Origin of the sequence: Lentzea rhizosphaerae (assembly GCF_042649515.1) — a bacterium.
Classification (GTDB): Bacteria; Actinomycetota; Actinomycetes; order Mycobacteriales; family Pseudonocardiaceae; genus Lentzea; species Lentzea aerocolonigenes.
Window position 1 is genome coordinate 312,316 of record NZ_JBHRZI010000036.1, and the last position, 15,746, is coordinate 328,061.

Consider the following 15,746-nt stretch of genomic DNA (forward strand, 5'->3'; position numbering starts at 1 on the left):
CCCTCGATCAGGGCAGCGTCACGAACGGGCGCAGGAAGTCCCTGGCACCGGGCGTGTCGAGCCGGTAGACGACGTTCGTCGCGTAGCACGGCGTGTCACCGGTGATCGTCGTGGCGGCGAGGGTGAACCTGCCGTCGATCGTGGCGAAGTTCGGGCCACCCGAGTCGCCGTAGCAGGCGCCGCCGTTGCCCTGCGGCGCGGTCATGGCGAGCCGCACCCACGCGTTGTTCAGCGCGTTGAACGTCACCGGCGCCTTCATGCGGACGCCGCCGCCGGGGTGGGTCTGGCCGCCGGGGCCGCGGCGGGCCTCCTGCGTGCCGTAGCCCGCGACCAGCCAGGACGTGGTGTTGAGGCCCTGCGGCCCGAGCTCGCCCAGCCGGTTCGCCGTGGGCAGCGTCGCCGGGGTGAACGACCAGCGCGCCTTGATCTGCTGGGCGGACACCTGGATGACGGCGATGTCGTGCGTGTCGTCGGCCGAACCGGGGTAGGCGGGGTGGGTGTGCGCGGTGCCCGGCACGGCGACCGCGGCGGCGATCTGCGCCGGGGTGCCCGTGGCGTTGTCCAGTGCGGTCTGGACGTCCTGGGCGAGTGACACGAAGAACTTCACGTTCGCCGGCCAGTCGCTGGTGCAGTGGGCGGCGGTGAGGAACGTGTCGGCATCGATCATGGTGCCGCTGCAGACCCAGTCGACGCGGTCCGGGGTCGCCGGGTCGTCGTCGTTGTCCCAGGTCGCGACGAGCGCACCGACCTCGGTGCGTTCGGGCGCGGGAGCGGCGTTGTAGGAGTTGATCGCGGACGCGGGCAGTGCGGAGACGACGAGGAGCGCGGCGGTGACCGCGGTTGCTCTGATCAGACGCATGGATGAAGCCCTTTCGACGGCGTGCGGGGGATTCAACCTCTGCGCCAACCGCCGCAACACCCTTCACAGATGACTCGCGGGGGTGCCGAACGCGGTGTCCGGCACCCCGCTCGTCACTTCGCGTCGAGGATCTCCACGTACCCGTCGGTCCCGTTGATCCGGATCCGCTGCCCGTCCCTGATCAACCGGGTGGCGTTCTCGACCGCCACGACCGCCGGCAGGCCGTACTCCCGTGCGACCACCGCGCCGTGGGTCATCGGGCCCCCGACCTCGGTCACGAGGCCCGCGATCGCCGCGAACAATGGTGACCAGCTGGGATCCGTGTGCGCGGTGACGAGGATGTCACCGGGTTCGACGTCGGCCTCCGCCATGTCCAGGACGACTCGGGCCCGCCCCTCGATCGTCCCGCCGGACACCGGCAGGCCCGCGAGCGCGCCGTCCGGCAGGTCGTCGCGGTGGTACGCCCCGGTGACGGCCTCACCGTCGGAGGTCAGCACCCGCGGCGGCGTGAGCGTCTCGTACGTTCCGAACGCCTCCCTGCGCTCGTGGATCAGCTCGTCGTCGACCTGCCCGGACCGCACGACGTCGTGGAGTTCTTGCAGTGTCAGGAAGAAAACGTCTTCCACGTCCCGCAGCACGCCGTCTCGCACGAGACGTCCGGCCTCGTCCAGCAAGGCCTGCTTGTAGACGGAGTAGCGGCTGATCATGGAGTACTTCGGGTACTCGCGGTAGCCGATGAACGTCCGGACGCGATCGATCATCCGCTTGGTCTCGCCGGCCTTCTCGTCCCCGTCCGGCAGGGCCCGCAGGCGTTCCAGCAGCTGCTGTTCGAAGTCCGCCGCCTCCTGCCGTCCCTGCTCGAAGCGGCGTTCACCGGCGCCCTGCTCGAAGTTCCTGACGTTGGTGAGGATCAGGGGCAGCAGTGCGGAGGGACGTTCGCTCCACCGCGGCCTCGTGATGTCGATCTCGCCGACGCAGCGCATGCCGTACTTCGCGAGGTAGTCCTCCAGGGCACCGCGTGCTTCCTTCCCGCCCGCGAGCCCGTCCAGCTCGTCCAGGAAGTCCTCGTCCTCGACGTTCTGGAGGAACGCCACGACCTCGGGATGCGGGCGGATCACGTCCGCGACGTCGAGCAGCGCGAGGCCCATCTCCGACGTGACGTTGTGGGGAGCGGAGAGCGTGAGGGTGTCGGCCGCGTTCTTCTCGCCCAGCCACTCGTGCAGCTTCTCGTTGAGCCACCAGGTGGCCTGCATCCCCGCCATGATCACCTGGCTGCTGCGCGGGTCGAACAGGATCCGGCGCAGCTCCTGGAAGTCGGCGAGGACGAAGTCGACCAGCTCGGCTCCGGTCTTCACCGCGATGTCGTTCTTCAGCGCGGCGACGGACGCCTCGGCGTTCGCGATCAACTCCGTGACGACGTCCGGATCGGTCTCGATCGTCGCCGGCACGGCACCGGGGATCGGCTGCGCGGTGCCGTCGCCGGGAACGGACGGGAGGAAGCCGTCGCGGTCGATCACGGTCCGCAGCGCGTCGCCCATCAGCGCGTCGGACTTCCCCGCGACGTCCATGAACGCCGCCCGGCTCGTGGGCGCGGCCAGGATCGGGGTGACGTCGACGAACAGCCGTCCGCCCGCCACCGCCATCGGCCGCGGCGTCGTCAGCTGCCACACCGACAGACCCAGTGGCTTCATGGCGTCGGTCATCATCTGCTGGTGACCGACGGAGACGTAGACGTGGTTCTCCTGGTCGCCACTCTCCGGAATCGGGAACAGCGTGGTGATCGGCCGGCTCTGCACGACCTGGAACTCGTCGTCCGCCAGGCACCACTCGATGTCCTGCGGGCGGCCGAAGTGCGCCTCGATCCGCCGTCCGAGCCGCGCGAGCCGCACGACCTGGGCGTCCGTCAGCGTCGGGACCTCCCTCTCGGCGGGGTCGATCGCCTGCTCCCGGGTACCGCCGTCCGGCACGGCCTGGATCGCCAAAGCCTTGGCGGAGACCGTCTTCTCGACGATCTCGTCGTCGACGACCTTGTAGACGTCGGTGTTCACCAGGCCTGACACCACGGCCTCGCCGAGGCCGAAACCGGCCTCCACGGCCGCGACCTTCCGGTTCGACGTGACGGGGTCGGCGGTGAAGAGAACGCCGGCCGCGTGCGGGAAGACCATCTGCTGCACGACCACGGCCATGCTGACCCCGCGGTGGCCGAAACCGTTGCGCAGCCGGTAGGTCACGGCCCGCTCGGTGAACAACGAGGCCCAGCACCGGCGGACGTGTTCCAGGACCGCGTCCGGTCCCACGACGTTGAGGTAGGTGTCCTGCTGGCCCGCGAACGACGCCGTCGGCAGGTCCTCCGCCGTCGCGCTCGACCGCACGGCGTACGCGGCCTCGGCGAGTGCGTCCCTGATCGCCGCGGCGACGTCGTCGGGAACGGCGCTGTCCTCCAGCACCCGCCGGATCTCCGCACTGCCCGTGCGGATCGCCTCTCGGTCGTCCGGGTCCAGGCCCGCCAACCGGTCCAGGTGCTCGTCGATCGACGGGATGTTCCGCATGAATCGCTCGAACGCGTCAGTGGTGACGCAAAAGCCCGGCGGTACTCGAACGCCGTCGATCCGTGAAAGTTCTCCCAGGTGTGCGCCCTTCCCGCCGCACGTCGCGAGGTGCGTTCGGTCGATCTCCCTCAGATCGAGCACAAAGCTGCCCATCCGTACCTTTCCCCCAATTTCCGCAGGTGGTGGCTGCGGGTGCAGATTCTGCGGCACGACGGGGGCCTTGCCGCAAGACCCCCTGTGCGCTATAAGTTGAAAGTGGCAGGGAGTGCGAATCTCCTTGCCTTTGCTTTTTTCGCCCGAATTCTCACGATCGTCTGGCCTGGAGTTCGGTCATCACACGGGTGAGCCACTCCGACAGCAGCGTTCTTTCCGCGTCGCTGAGTGCGGGGAGCTGAGGCAGAGCCGCGAGAAACGCGACGACGAGGGCGGCGGGCCCGGTGTCGGGCCGTGCGGGCGTGTTGGTGAGGATCTCCCCGAGCACCGCGTCCAGCAACGCGTCCGCGAGATCCGGGTCGCGGTGTTCTTCTAGCCTGCCCAGCAACGCGAGCGCGGCGCCGCTGCCGGCGGCGTGGATCATGTCGACCGCGCGTTCCTGCGAGAACTTCAACAACCCCGCGGCCGCCACCCGTGCGACTCTGGCCCGCAGCACCTCGGTTCCGGCCGCGGTGGCGGACGACCGGCGTCGCCGCTCCGGGTCGACGAGGAGCAGGAACACGTCGGGGTTCGCGAGGGTGAACGCGAGGTGGGCGCGCCAGGCGGCACGCAGGTCCTCGACCGGGTCGCCGTTCTCGCCGGCCGCCTTCGCCGCCTTGTCCGCGACGTGGTCCGCCATCACGCGTTCCGCGACCGCCTCCAGGAGACCGTCCTTGTCGCCGAACAGCCGGAAGATCGTCGGTGGCGGCACACCCGCCTCCTGGGCGACCGCGCGGGTCGTCACCGCGCGGGCGCCGCTGGTGCGCAGCAGGTGGGTCGCGGCCGAGACGATCGCGGACCGGGTGTCGGTGAGCTCCGGCATGGATCGATGGTATCAGGATCTTGATATCAGTGATCCGAATCAGTGGTAGCGTTTCTGTGAATCACTGGTTCAGGCTGGAGGAAGCCATGATCGTCGTCACCGGAGCCACTGGACGGCTCGGCCGCAAGATCGTCGAGAAGCTGCTCGACCACGTTCCCGCCGACACCGTGGGCGTCAGCGTGCGCGACCCGGACAAGGCCGCCGCGCTCGCCGACAGGGGCGTTCGTGTGCGTGCGGGCGACTTCACCGACCCCGCCACGCTGGAGCACGCATTCGCGGATGCCGATCAGGTGCTGGTCGTCTCGGCCGCGATCCGGGGCCCGCAGGCCGCCGAGGCCAACGCGGCCGCGATCGACGCCGCCGTGCGCGCGGGTGTCTCTCGCGTGCTCTACACGAGCCACCAGGCCGCGTCGCCCGGTTCGTTGTTCGACCCGGGGCGTCAGCACGCGGGGACCGAGAAGCACCTGGCCGGGCAGGGCATCCCGCACACCGCTCTGCGCCACGGCTTCTACGCGAGCACGTTCGAGCTGTACGTGCCCGCCGCGCTGGAGACCGGCGAGTTCCGGCTCCCGCAGGACGGCCCGGTCTCGTGGACCGCGCACGACGACCTGGTCGAGGCGGACGTCGTCGCGTTGACGCGTCCCGGTGCGCTCGACGGTGTCACGCCGCCGCTGACTGCTCCCGAGACGCTCGACTTCTCCGACGTGGCAAGGGTTCTCAGCGAACTCACCGGCCGGACGATCAGCCGTGTCGTCGTGGACGACGAGGAGTGGAAGGCGACCGTGACGGCCCAGGGCGTACCGGTCGCGGCGGCCGAGTTCACGCTCGGCATGTTCCGCGCGGCGCGGGCCGGTGAGTTCGCCGTGACCGATCCGACGCTGGAGCACCTGCTCGGCCGTCCGGCGATCCCGGCGCGCGCGGTGCTCGAGGAAGTCGTGCGCCGCTGAGCGATTCCTCCTGCCGCCGCTCGGAGTCCATGTCTCCGCGAAGTTCCGGCAGGAGGAGATGCACGTGGTCACGGTGGTGAAGCGGAGATCGACGCGGACGTGGGTGCTGGTGATCACCTCGGTCGCGTCGCTGATGGTCGTCCTGGACGCGCTGGTCGTCGCGACCGCGCTGACGGCGATCAGGACGGACCTCGGTGCGTCGATCACCGAGCTGGAGTGGACGGTGAACGCCTACGGGCTGAGCTTCGCCGTGCTGCTCATGACTGCTGCGGCGGCCGGTGACCGGTGGGGTCGCCGGCGGGTGTTCGCGGCCGGTGTCACGGTGTTCTCGGTGGCGTCACTGGTCTGCGCGGTCGCGCCGACCATCGAGGTGCTGGTCGCGGGACGGGTGGTCCAGGGCGCCGGGGCGGCGTTCGTCATGCCGCTCGCCCTGGCGTTGCTCGGGGCGGCGTTCCCGCCGGAGCTGCGACCGAAGGCCCTCGGCGTGTTCGCGAGCGTGAGCGGGATCGCCGTGCCGCTGGGGCCGCTCGTCGGCGGTGCGGTCGTGGCGGGCATCTCCTGGCCGTGGATCTTCTGGATCAACGTCCCGATCGGCGTGGTGCTGCTGTGGCTCGCGCTGACGAGGATCGACGAGAGCCACGGCCCGGACCGCGCCGTCGACGTGCCGGGAGTCGTGCTGATGGGCGCCGGGACGTTCGGCCTCATGTGGGCGTTGATCCAGGGCAACGCGGAGGGGTGGGGCAGCGCCGAGGTCGTGGGGTCCGGCGTGGCGGGACTGGTGGCGATCGGGATGTTCGTTGCCTGGCAACGCCGTGCGGCGCATCCGATGCTGCCTCTGCACCTGTTCCGCTCGCGCCGGTTCACCGCGGCCAACGTGGTGATCTTCTTCCACTGGAGCTCCGCGTTCGGCGTGGTGTTCTTCATGGCCCAGTTCCTGCAGACCGGACTGGGGTACGGGCCGCTGGCGGCGGGGCTCGCGCTGGCACCGTGGGGTCTCACCACGGTGGTCGTGCCGCAGTGGGTGGGGCGCAACGTCGGCCGGTTCGGTGAACGGCCTTTCGTCGTCGCCGGGCTCGGCCTGCACGCGCTGTCCATGGTCTGGATCGCCCTCGTCGCCGAGCCGTCGGTCGGGTACGCGGCGATCGTCGTGCCGATGGTGCTCTCCGGAACGGGCATCGCGATGTGCCTGCCCGCCGCGCAGAGCGCCGTGCTGACCTCGGTGGCGCCGCAGTTCATCGGCAAGGCGTCCGGCGCCTTCAGCTCCATGCGGCAGCTCGGCGGCGCGTTCGGCGGCGCGGTGCTGGTCGTCGGCTTCACCGCGGCCGGGAGCTACGCGTCGAGCGAGGAGTTCTCCCGCGGCTTCACCGCCGCCGTCCTGACCGGTGCGGGCCTCGCGGTCGTGGGTGCGCTCGCCGGAACCGTCATTCCGCGGAAGGGGTAGTTCATGTCCGACCTCAAGGCGCACGCCGACCTGCTGCGCGAGCTCCACCACGGGAAGATGCTCGTCCTGCCGAACGCGTGGGACGTGCCCAGCGCGGAACTCGTGGCGGAGAAGGGCTTTCCCGTCGTGGCGACGTCGAGCGCGGCCGTGGCGGAGTCGCTCGGCCACCGCGACGGCGAGAACGCGCCGTGGCAGGAGATGTTCGCGGTCGTCGCCCGGATCACCGCCGCCGTGCCCGTCCCGGTGACGGTCGACGCGGAGGCGGGCTACGGCCTGCCGCCGGACGAGCTGGTGGCGCGGTTGGTGGAGTCCGGTGCCGCGGGCTGCAACCTGGAGGACACCGACCACCGGGCGGGCGGCCTCGTGGACGCTGCGGCGCAAGCGGATCGGCTCGCTCAGGTGCGTGCCGCCGCGGACGCCGCCGGAGTCCCGATCGTCGTCAACGCGAGGATCGACGTGTTCCTGCCGTCGGGCGGGATCGCCGAGTCCGACCGGCTCGACGAGGCGATCCGGCGGGGGAGGCTCTACCGGGACGCGGGCGCGGACTGCGTCTACCCGATCGGCGGGTCGACCAGCCACAACCTGGCCCGGATGGTCGCCGAGGTGCCGGCGCCGGTCAACGGGAACACCACCGACGAGCTCGACCTGGAGGCGTTGCGAGCACTCGGGGTGGCGCGAGTGTCCTACGGCCCGCGCTTCTACCGCGCAGGGGCGTCCGGCTTCAGCGCCGCGCTCGACCGGCTCAGCGCAGAGACGAATCTGCTGCGGTAGCGATTCCTTTTGCCCGGCCGCGGAGTCCGAGGAAGAGTTGAAGACCTGCGACCGGGAGCGTGACGTGTCTGCTGAGGTGCTACCACCGTTGACCAGCGTGCGGCTGCACGACGAGTTCGGCCTGCTGCGCGACGGGCTGGTCGTGCACTGCTATCAGATGACGGGCTCGTACCAGGACGCCGAGGACGCCGTCCAGGAGACGTACCTGCGCGCAGTGCGCGGCCTGGCCGGGTTCGAGGGACGGTCCTCGGTCAAGACCTGGCTGTACCGGATCGCGACCAACACCTGCATCACGGCGTTGAACCACCGGAGCCGGAGGGTGCTGCCCTCCGGCCTCGGCGCACCGGAGAGCGACCCCGGTGTCCGCGTCGCCGGTGACGAGTCCATCGCCTGGCTCTCGCCGCTGCCCGACGCCGTGCTGAGCCACCGCCCCGAGGACGTGGTCGTCCGGCGGGAGTCGGTGCGGCTGGCGCTGATCGCGGCCCTGCAGTACCTGCCGGTGCGGCAACGGGCGGCGCTCCTGCTGCGGGAAGTGCTCTCGTGGTCCGCCGCGGAGATCGCCGAGACGCTCGACGTCAGCGTGGCGGCGGTGAAGAGCCTCCTGCAACGCGCCCGCAGGAGGCTCGACGAGCTGGACCTGGAAGGCGAACGGCTGGAGCCGCCGGACCTCGAGCTCGAACGCGCCCTGCTCGACCGCTACATCACCGCGTTCGAAGCGGGAGATGCCGCCGCGATCCGGGAGGTCATCCACGACGACTTCAGCCTCGAAGCCGTGCCGCACACCAGCTGGTTCAAGGGGGTGCACGTCTGCATTCCTTTCCTGGAACGGAACTTCGCGTCCACGCGGGGCAACGTCCGGTTGCTGCCGACCAGGGCCAACGGTCAGCCCGCGATGGCCGGCTACCGGCGTGACGCCTCGGGCGTGCTGCGCGCGGACTGCCTGTGGGTGCTGACGCTGGTCGACGGGCGCTTCTCCCGCTCGACCAAGTTCGAGGGGCTAGAGCTCGTCACCGCCGCGGGTTTCCCTCCGGTGTGGAGTCGCTGAGGCGGTGGGCCACCACCGCGGCGACCGGTCACTGCGGAGGGCCCTTCTCCCGGCAGCTTCCGCACACGACGGCCGCCAGCAGGACGAGCAGCACCTCGACCAGTCGAGCGGACAACAACGAGCTCTCCACCAGGTTCTCCATGACGTTTCCTCTCGGCCGAACACCGTGATTCCACGATGGCGGCCGAAATGCGGCCCGTCATCCTCCTGTTCAGGACGTTGTCGCCACCCCACCGGTGTGCTGGAATGAGGTGATCTTCAAGGGGGTCCAGTGCACTTCAACGACGAAGTCGACTGGCCGGAACTGTTCCGCGGTTACATCTCCCGGCCCAGCCAGGCGGATCCGCGCAACCCGCGCCGATGCGTCTACATCGCCACGATGGTGTTCCTCAAGGCCGGGCTCAAGGAAATCGAGGACCAGCTCTCCGGCCGGAGCCGAGGCAGCCGCGACGAGCTCGCGGGCGCCCGGTTGACGAGGCCCATGGTGCTGCGCCGGGCCGCCGAGATCGCGGAGAAGTTGCCGTACGACGACGTGCACGTCGGCGAAGGCGCGTTCACCGACCGGTGGAAAGGCGCCGGCGGCATGGCGAACTACTTCATGTGCCTCGTCAAGTACACGTGCAAGGCGCCGCGCTGGGGACTTTTCCTGAACTACGGACCGCGCCAGGCGCTCGCCGCACTGCCGAAAGTGCGGGGCGGTGAGCTCGACCTCACCGATCTCGTCTCAAAGATCGCGATCCACGACCTGCGGATGCGCATCCGATTCGCGAAGTACTGGCTCTTCCAGCTCTCACTCGTCATCGACGAGAAGTGGCGAGCCGTGGCCATGACCGCCTACCGCGAGTTGCTCGACGCCTATTCCACGCGATGGGTACCGGTGTACGAGGAGGGTTTGCGGCTGCTCGGCGTGAAGTTCCGGCCCGGCGTCACGGCCGAGACGCTCAGCGCGATGGTGTCCGCCCAGACGTCGGGGTTCGCACAGCACCTGGCGGGAGCCGGGGACGACACGAAGGAGAGCCGCGACCTGTTCGTCACGTCGGTGCAGGCGCTCATCTACGCGGCGCTCGACCCCGGCGACGGACGCGGTGTGTCGGACGCGCTGCGCGAGGTTCTCCGGCCGTCTTAACGCACGAGCTCCGCGGCGACCCGGCCGCACCGGGTGAGCCACGTGCCGACGTGCAGCCACTCGCGGCCGCGCCGGTTGGTGACCAGCACCGTCGGCCGCAGGCACCGCGGGCAGGGTTGTGGTGCGGAGTCGATGGTCATGACGTCTCTCCGAAGTCGTGAGGTCGAAAGGCGGGGCGGACGGCCCGACCGCAGAGGCGCGCTGCGGCGAGCAGACCGTCCACCCCCGCCCGCCCGGTGGAAGCCTGCGTCCGTCGGGGGAGGCGACACAGGCATCGGGGAGTGCACCGGGCACCGCTGAGGGCAGCCGACGAAGCAGACCACCCCCGAGCGAGTTCAGGCGGCGGGAGCGACGACGCGGTGGTCCGGCAGCATGAGACCGCCGTCGTCGAACAACACGATCCCGTTGCAGAGCAGGTACCAGCCCTGCTCGGGGTGGGCGACCGCGATCTCGGCCCACTGGCCGCGCGGATCCGCCGCGGCGGGGCACTGCGGCTGGTGCTGGCACATGGCTTGCGCTCCCGGTGAACCCGGCGGCCGGTTCTGCACCGGCCTGTGTGTTCCGGGCCACATGAAGAAAGAGTGGTCCTCCCGGCTCGCGAACACATCGGGAGAAGTACGTAGACGCGTACGGATGTTGGCCGAAACGTTGCCGGATTCCACTCTGCGTGGCGGACGACGCCGCACTACCGTGCGTTGGTATGAGCACGGTCGTCCGGAGGAGGGCGTCGGGACTTCCTCTGGAACTGAGCAGTTTCGTCGGCCGCCGGCGCGAGGTGGACGAGGGCAGGCGCCTGCTGTCGGCGTCACGCCTCGTGACTCTCACAGGACCGGGCGGAGTGGGCAAGACGCGACTGGCCCTCGAAGTGAGCCGCGCGGTGCACCGGGCGTTCCCGGACGGTGTGGTGCTGGTCGAACTGGACGAGCTGCGCGACGCGGAGCTGGTGGCGAACGCCGTGGCGCTGGCCGTCGGGATGCGCGAGGCGGGCCGCACGTCCGTCGAGATGCTCGTCGCCTACCTGACGTCCCGCCGGCTGCTGCTGGTGCTGGACAACTCCGAACACCTCGTGGACGCGGTCGCCGGGCTGGCCGGCGCGTTGCTGCCGCACTGTCCGGAGTTGCGGATCCTCGCCACGAGCCGGGAGTGCCTGGGTGTGCCGGGCGAGGTCGTGATGCCGGTGCCACCGCTCAGCCTCCCCGACCCGGAGCGACCGGTGGGTGAGCAGGAGCTGAGCAGGTCCGAGGCCGTCGTGTTGTTCGCCGAACGGGCGGCGTCCGTGCGGCTCGGGTTCACCGTGAGCGCCGACAACGGGGACGTGGTGGCCCAGATCTGCCAGCGCCTGGACGGTCTGCCGCTCGCGATCGAGCTGGCAGCCGCACGGGTGCGGGCGTTGTCGGAGAAGGAGATCCTCACCCGGCTGCTGGACCAGCCGCAGCTGCTGACCACCCGGCTGCGGCACCTGCCAGCCCGGCAGCAGACGCTCCGCTCGTGCATCGAGTGGAGCCACGGCCTGTGCTCGGAACGGGAACGGCAGCTGTGGGCCCGGCTCTCGGTGTTCGCCGGTGGGTTCGAGCTCGACGCCGCCGAGCAGGTGTGCTGCGCGGGCGGACTCGCGACCGAGGACGTGCTGAGCACCGTGACCTCGTTGCTGGACAAGTCGATCCTCGTCGCGGAGCAGCACGGCGACGTGATGCGGTACCGGATGCTGGAGACCATCCGGGAGTTCGGCGTCGAGCAGCTGCAGCACACCGGCGAGCACGCCGAACTGCTCCGCGCGCACCGCGACTTCTACCTCGGCCTCATCGAGCAGGCCAACGCCGAGTGGGTGAGCTCCCGGCAGGTGTTCTGGTTCGCCCGGCTGGACCGCGAGCACGCCAACGTCCAGGCGGCCGTGGACCACAGCCTGAAGGAACCGGGGGAGCTGGACGCCGCGTTCCGGATGCTTTCGGGGCTCTTCCACTTCTACTGGTGGGGCCGAGGGTGGTCCAGAGAGGGCCGCTTGTGGCTCGCGCGGGCCCTCGACCGGCGCGTCCCGCCGTCCGCCATCCGTGCCAGGGCCGTGCTCACCGACGGCAGCCTGGCGTCCGCGGACGGCGAGTTCGACGTCGCTCTGAAGCGCCTCGCCGACGTCACGGCCGTTCCAGAGATCATGGCCGATCCGACCGTCGCCGCCTTCGCCGACTGGGTCGAGGGCAGCGTCGACCTGTACAGCGGAAACCTGCCGAAGGCCATCGAGGTGTTCGAGCGGGGCCTCGCGCTGCTGCCACCCGGCGTCGACGTGCCACGCCGCCTCGACCTGATGCTGAGCTACTCGAGCGCGGTGGGACTCGTCGGTGACGTGGCCCGCGCGACCGCCTGCCACGAGGAGTGGCTGCGGATCACCGAACCACCGGGCGAGTGCTTCCACCGCTCGTACGCACTCTGGTCCATGGGAATCTTCGCGATGGCGCGGGGCGAACACGACCGCGCCGCCGAGCTGTACCGCGAGAGCATCAGCCTGCGCCGCGACATCCGCGACCTCACCGGGATCGGCTGGTCGGTGGAGTCGCTGTCGTGGGTGGAGGCCGCCCTGGGCCACGCGGCACCGGCGGCGACGCTGCTCGGCGCGGCGGACAAGGTCTGGGAGATCATGGCCCGCCCGCTGAGCACCTACCAGCACATGTACCCGTACCACGAGGAAGCCGAGCGGGTCGCGCGCGCACAGCTGGGCGACGCCGGGTTCGACGCCGCGTTCGAACGCGGGCGGAGGATGAGCGTCGACGAGGCCATCGCGTTCTCCCTGAACGAGGAAGCTCCGGCCGAACCGGTGCAGGAGGCGCCCCGCGTGCTGACCCGGCGCGAGACGGAGATCGCCGGGCTCATCGCGGAAGGCCTGACCAGCAGGGAGATCGCGGACCGCCTGGTGATCTCGGTGCGGACGGCCGAGACCCACACCGAGAACATCCTCGCCAAGCTCGGGTTCAAGTCCAGGGTGCAGGTCGCGACCTGGGTGTCGGAGCAACGGTCCTAGGCCGAGCTGGTCATACGGGGTCGGTGAACGAGATCGGCTTGCCGGTCGCGAAGGCGTGGGCGATCTCCCTGCTCGTGGCCTCGCCGATGTAGCCGCCCGGGTTGACGACCAGAACCCGGTCAGCCAGGTCGATCTTGCGCAGGTGGAGGGCGTTCACCACGGCCCGCTGCTCGGTGGTGATCGACTCACCTGGTTCGCTCGGCGCGACGACGATGACGCCCGCGAGGGTCAGCTCGCGGTTCGCCGCACGCAGCTCGTCGACGAACCGGGTGGAGCCGCAGATGCACACGATCTCAGGTCGGTCGGACACGACTCGTCAGTGTGCCCAGTGCGGCTCACGACCGCCAGGCCCGCTTGCTCAGCAGCCGCATGCCGTTGAGCGCGACCAGCACGGTCGAGCCCTCGTGCCCGGCGACGCCGAGCGGGAGCGGCAACGTGCCGAACAGGTCCCACGCGGACAGCGCCACGATGAACGTGCCGGCGATCGCGAGGTTGGCGATCACGACCCTCCTCGCCCGGCGGGCCAGCGCCACCAGCGCGGGCACCACGGCCAGGTCGTCGCCCACCACCACGGCGTCGGCGGTGTCCACGGTGAGCGCGGATCCCTTGCGCCCCATGGCGATGCCGCTGTGCGCGGTCGCGAGTGCCGGAGCGTCGTTCACGCCGTCTCCGACGAACAGCACCCTGCCGCCGATCTCGCCGACCGCCCTCACCTTGTCCTGCGGCAGCAGTTCCGCGCGGACGTCGATGATGCCGACCGCGTTCGCGACGCGCTGGGCGGCGAGATGGTTGTCCCCGGTCAGCAGCACGGGATTTCGTCCGGTCAGGACGGCGAGATCGCGGACGGCCTGGCCGCTGGACGGGCGGAGGCGGTCGGCCAGTTCGATGACACCGATCTGCCGGTGGTCCGCGGTGACGACGACGGTCGTGTTGTCGTTCGGCGAAGAGTCGGCCCGGTGGACCGAGACGGTGCGGTGCCCGACCCGTGCCGTCACGCCGATGCCGGGCGTGGCGCGGAAACCGGTGGCGGACGGCACGACCAGGTCGCGTTGCCGCGCGGCCTCGACGATCGCGCGGCCGATCGGGTGCTCGCTGAACTGTTCGGCCGCGGCGGCCAGCGCGAGGACCTCGTCCTCCTTCTCGTCGGTGGTGATGCCGACGACGTGCGGGGTGCCTTCGGTGAGCGTGCCGGTCTTGTCGAACGCGACCGCGTCCACCGTGCCCAGCTGCTCCACGGCCACGGCGGACTTCACCAGCACGCCGCGTTTTCCGGCGTTGGCGATGGCGGCCAGCAGCGGCGGCATGGTGGCCAGCACGAGCGCGCACGGCGAAGCGACGATCATGAAGGTCATCGCGCGCAGCAGCGTCGGTTCGAGGGCCGCGCCGAACAGCAGCGGCACCGCGAACAACGCCAGAGTCACGGCCACGACGCCGAACGAGTAGCGCTGCTCGACCTTCTCGATGAACAGCTGGGTCTTCGCCTTGGTGGCGGACGCCTCCTCGACCATCGCCACGATCCGGGCGACGACGGTGTCCCTGGCCGCGCGGGTGATCCGGACGCGCAGGGCACCGGTGCCGTTGAGCGAGCCCGCGAAGACCTCGGAGCCGGGTTCCTTCGGCATCGGCAGCGACTCGCCGGTGATCGAGGCCTGGTCCGCCTCACTGCGGCCGGTCACGACCACGCCGTCCCCGCCGATCCGTTCGCCGGGGCGCACCAGGATCTCGTCGCCGATGCGCAGAGCCACCGCGTCGACCTCCCGTTCGCGGCCGTCCTCCAGCAGGGTGGCTCGCTGCGGTGCGAGGTCGAGCAAGCCGCGCACGGAGTCGGCTGTCCGCTGGGTGAGCACGGCCTCCAGCGCACCCGACGTGGCGAAGATGACGATCAGCAGACCGCCGTCGACGACCTGTCCGATCGCGGCGGCGCCGATCGCGGCGACGATCATCAGCAGGTCGACGTCGAGGGTCCGTTCGCGCAGCGCCTGGAACCCGGCGAGCGCGGGCTCCCAGCCGCCCGCGAGGTAGCAGCCCAGCAGCAACGCCCACCAGCTCCACGCAGGACCGCCTGCGAGCTTGACGGTGAGCCCTGCCAGGAACAACGCGGTGGCGGCGGTCGCCCACCGGACCTCGGTGAGGGTGAAGACGGAACGGTGCAGGGGTGGTGGTGTGCGGTGCGGCGCGTCCAGGGCAAGCGTCGTAGTCACGATCAGCACCATACAGGAACATCTGAAGACCTCTTCATGTGTTCACTGAGTAAGATGTCGTCATGGGTCACGGAGTCGAGGGCAGGTCCACGCCGCCCGCACAGCTGGACGCGGAGTCGGCGGCGACGGTGGCCGCCACGCTCCAGGCCCTCGCCACGCCGAGCCGCCTGCGCATCCTGACCCGCCTGCGGCACGGGGCCTGTCCGGTCGGCGAGCTCGCGGAGGCCGTGGAGATGGAGCAGTCCGCGGTGTCCCACCAGCTGCGGCTGCTGCGCGCGCTGGGGCTGGTGACCGGTACGCGCCAGGGTCGCAGCGTGGTCTACAGCCTGTACGACAACCACGTCGCGATGTTGCTGGACGAGGCCGTCTACCACATCGAACACCTGGGTCTCGGTGCGACCGACGACGTCATCGACACCGCTTGATCAGGTGCACTCGGCGCACGTGCCCGTGATCGTCACACGCACGAGCACGTCTGTGTAGCCCTCGGCGGGTGTCCAAGCCGGGAGAGGGGCCGAGCTCGCCGGGATCTCGATCGTGCGGTGGCACGCCGAGCAGACGAGGTGGTGGTGGGGGCGGTCCGAGCACCGGCGGTAGCGCCGTTCACCGTGTTCGTCGACCATGACGTCGACCAGGCCGCGGTCGCGGAGGCGCCGGAGCGCTCTGTACACAGTGGACGTTCCCAGCGGGTGGCCGAGGTCGTGGATCCGCTGGTGGAGCTCGCTCGTGCTGGCGAACGTGCCTTCACGCCCGAGGGCTGTCAGCACGAACCGTGTGCTGGG

Annotated in this window: 15 protein-coding genes; 7 read left to right on the forward strand and 8 right to left on the reverse strand. The window is 70.3% G+C overall.

Translation table 11 applies throughout. The features are described 5' to 3' along the window. Positions 1-7 precede the first annotated feature (7 nt). The 3 genes from ACFOWZ_RS39070 to ACFOWZ_RS39080 all read right to left on the reverse strand — a co-directional run bounded on the left by ACFOWZ_RS39070 (position 8) and on the right by ACFOWZ_RS39080 (position 4,423). Positions 8-859 carry a trypsin-like serine protease gene (locus tag ACFOWZ_RS39070; RefSeq protein WP_382378998.1) on the reverse strand — a complete coding sequence of 284 codons (852 nt, stop codon included), beginning with the start codon at positions 857-859 and terminating at the stop codon, positions 8-10. Positions 860-972: 113 nt separating this feature from the next. Continuing rightward, positions 973-3,561 carry a rifamycin-inactivating phosphotransferase gene (rph, locus tag ACFOWZ_RS39075; protein WP_382378999.1) on the reverse strand — a complete coding sequence of 863 codons (2,589 nt, stop codon included), beginning with the start codon at positions 3,559-3,561 and terminating at the stop codon, positions 973-975. A 151-nt stretch (positions 3,562-3,712) separates the two neighbouring features. Next, positions 3,713-4,423 carry a TetR/AcrR family transcriptional regulator gene (locus ACFOWZ_RS39080; RefSeq protein ID WP_382379000.1) on the reverse strand — a complete coding sequence of 237 codons (711 nt, stop codon included), beginning with the start codon at positions 4,421-4,423 and terminating at the stop codon, positions 3,713-3,715. A gap of 56 nt (positions 4,424-4,479) precedes the next feature. On the opposite strand from ACFOWZ_RS39080, the gene ACFOWZ_RS39085 reads away from it, so the two are divergent. The 5 genes from ACFOWZ_RS39085 to ACFOWZ_RS39105 all read left to right on the forward strand — a co-directional run bounded on the left by ACFOWZ_RS39085 (position 4,480) and on the right by ACFOWZ_RS39105 (position 9,753). Further along, positions 4,480-5,370 (forward strand): NmrA family NAD(P)-binding protein, encoded by an 891-nt coding sequence (locus ACFOWZ_RS39085; protein WP_382379001.1) that lies wholly within the window; start codon positions 4,480-4,482, stop codon positions 5,368-5,370. A 64-nt stretch (positions 5,371-5,434) separates the two neighbouring features. Next, entirely contained in the window at positions 5,435-6,811 is a 1,377-nt protein-coding gene (locus tag ACFOWZ_RS39090) for a DHA2 family efflux MFS transporter permease subunit (RefSeq protein ID WP_382379002.1), read from the forward strand. A 3-nt stretch (positions 6,812-6,814) separates the two neighbouring features. Beyond that, on the forward strand, positions 6,815-7,582 hold the full coding sequence (locus tag ACFOWZ_RS39095; protein WP_382379003.1) for an isocitrate lyase/PEP mutase family protein: 768 nt from the start codon (positions 6,815-6,817) through the stop codon (positions 7,580-7,582). 64 nt (positions 7,583-7,646) lie between these two features. After that, positions 7,647-8,627 (forward strand): RNA polymerase subunit sigma-70, encoded by a 981-nt coding sequence (locus tag ACFOWZ_RS39100; RefSeq protein WP_382379004.1) that lies wholly within the window; start codon positions 7,647-7,649, stop codon positions 8,625-8,627. Positions 8,628-8,898: 271 nt separating this feature from the next. Further along, a complete protein-coding gene (locus ACFOWZ_RS39105; RefSeq protein WP_382379005.1) occupies positions 8,899-9,753 on the forward strand; it encodes a hypothetical protein in 855 nt (284 codons plus the stop codon). Here the strand turns inward: ACFOWZ_RS39105 and ACFOWZ_RS39110 are convergent. Both ACFOWZ_RS39110 and ACFOWZ_RS39115 read right to left on the reverse strand, forming a co-directional pair. Beyond that, the gene (locus ACFOWZ_RS39110) at positions 9,750-9,893 is read right to left on the reverse strand and encodes a hypothetical protein (protein WP_156093764.1); all 144 of its coding nucleotides are present in this window, start codon (positions 9,891-9,893) and stop codon (positions 9,750-9,752) included. The two genes, ACFOWZ_RS39105 and ACFOWZ_RS39110, sit on opposite strands and share 4 nt — an antisense overlap. A gap of 195 nt (positions 9,894-10,088) precedes the next feature. Then, the gene (locus ACFOWZ_RS39115) at positions 10,089-10,262 is read right to left on the reverse strand and encodes a DUF5999 family protein (RefSeq protein ID WP_169774246.1); all 174 of its coding nucleotides are present in this window, start codon (positions 10,260-10,262) and stop codon (positions 10,089-10,091) included. 191 nt (positions 10,263-10,453) lie between these two features. Here ACFOWZ_RS39115 and ACFOWZ_RS39120 point away from each other — a divergent pair, with 191 nt between their 5' ends. Beyond that, positions 10,454-12,763 (forward strand): ATP-binding protein, encoded by a 2,310-nt coding sequence (locus ACFOWZ_RS39120; protein ID WP_382379006.1) that lies wholly within the window; start codon positions 10,454-10,456, stop codon positions 12,761-12,763. A 10-nt stretch (positions 12,764-12,773) separates the two neighbouring features. On the opposite strand, the gene ACFOWZ_RS39125 is transcribed toward ACFOWZ_RS39120, so the two are convergent. Beyond that, complete coding sequence (locus ACFOWZ_RS39125) at positions 12,774-13,073, reverse strand: hypothetical protein (protein WP_382379007.1); 300 nt, start codon at positions 13,071-13,073, stop codon at positions 12,774-12,776. Positions 13,074-13,098: 25 nt separating this feature from the next. Beyond that, entirely contained in the window at positions 13,099-14,976 is a 1,878-nt protein-coding gene (locus ACFOWZ_RS39130) for a heavy metal translocating P-type ATPase (RefSeq protein WP_382379008.1), read from the reverse strand. A 50-nt stretch (positions 14,977-15,026) separates the two neighbouring features. On the opposite strand from ACFOWZ_RS39130, the gene ACFOWZ_RS39135 reads away from it, so the two are divergent. After that, positions 15,027-15,389 (forward strand): ArsR/SmtB family transcription factor, encoded by a 363-nt coding sequence (locus tag ACFOWZ_RS39135; RefSeq protein WP_382379009.1) that lies wholly within the window; start codon positions 15,027-15,029, stop codon positions 15,387-15,389. Here the strand turns inward: ACFOWZ_RS39135 and ACFOWZ_RS39140 are convergent, their stop codons facing one another. Further along, the gene (locus ACFOWZ_RS39140; RefSeq protein ID WP_382379010.1) at positions 15,390-15,731 is read right to left on the reverse strand and encodes a Fur family transcriptional regulator; all 342 of its coding nucleotides are present in this window, start codon (positions 15,729-15,731) and stop codon (positions 15,390-15,392) included. Positions 15,732-15,746 lie beyond the last annotated feature (15 nt).

Bases quoted from the DNA above. Each gene is read 5' to 3' on its own strand.
- ACFOWZ_RS39095 (WP_382379003.1), top strand. From the start codon at position 6,815: ATGTCCGACCTCAAGGCGCACGCCGACCTGCTGCGCGAGCTCCACCAC.
- ACFOWZ_RS39070 (WP_382378998.1), bottom strand. From the start codon at position 859: ATGCGTCTGATCAGAGCAACCGCGGTCACCGCCGCGCTCCTCGTCGTC.
- ACFOWZ_RS39130 (WP_382379008.1), bottom strand. From the start codon at position 14,976: ATGGTGCTGATCGTGACTACGACGCTTGCCCTGGACGCGCCGCACCGC.
- ACFOWZ_RS39115 (WP_169774246.1), bottom strand. From the start codon at position 10,262: ATGTGCCAGCACCAGCCGCAGTGCCCCGCCGCGGCGGATCCGCGCGGC.
- ACFOWZ_RS39120 (WP_382379006.1), top strand. From the start codon at position 10,454: ATGAGCACGGTCGTCCGGAGGAGGGCGTCGGGACTTCCTCTGGAACTG.
- ACFOWZ_RS39135 (WP_382379009.1), top strand. From the start codon at position 15,027: ATGGGTCACGGAGTCGAGGGCAGGTCCACGCCGCCCGCACAGCTGGAC.
- rph (WP_382378999.1), bottom strand. From the start codon at position 3,561: ATGGGCAGCTTTGTGCTCGATCTGAGGGAGATCGACCGAACGCACCTC.
- ACFOWZ_RS39110 (WP_156093764.1), bottom strand. From the start codon at position 9,893: ATGACCATCGACTCCGCACCACAACCCTGCCCGCGGTGCCTGCGGCCG.
- ACFOWZ_RS39080 (WP_382379000.1), bottom strand. From the start codon at position 4,423: ATGCCGGAGCTCACCGACACCCGGTCCGCGATCGTCTCGGCCGCGACC.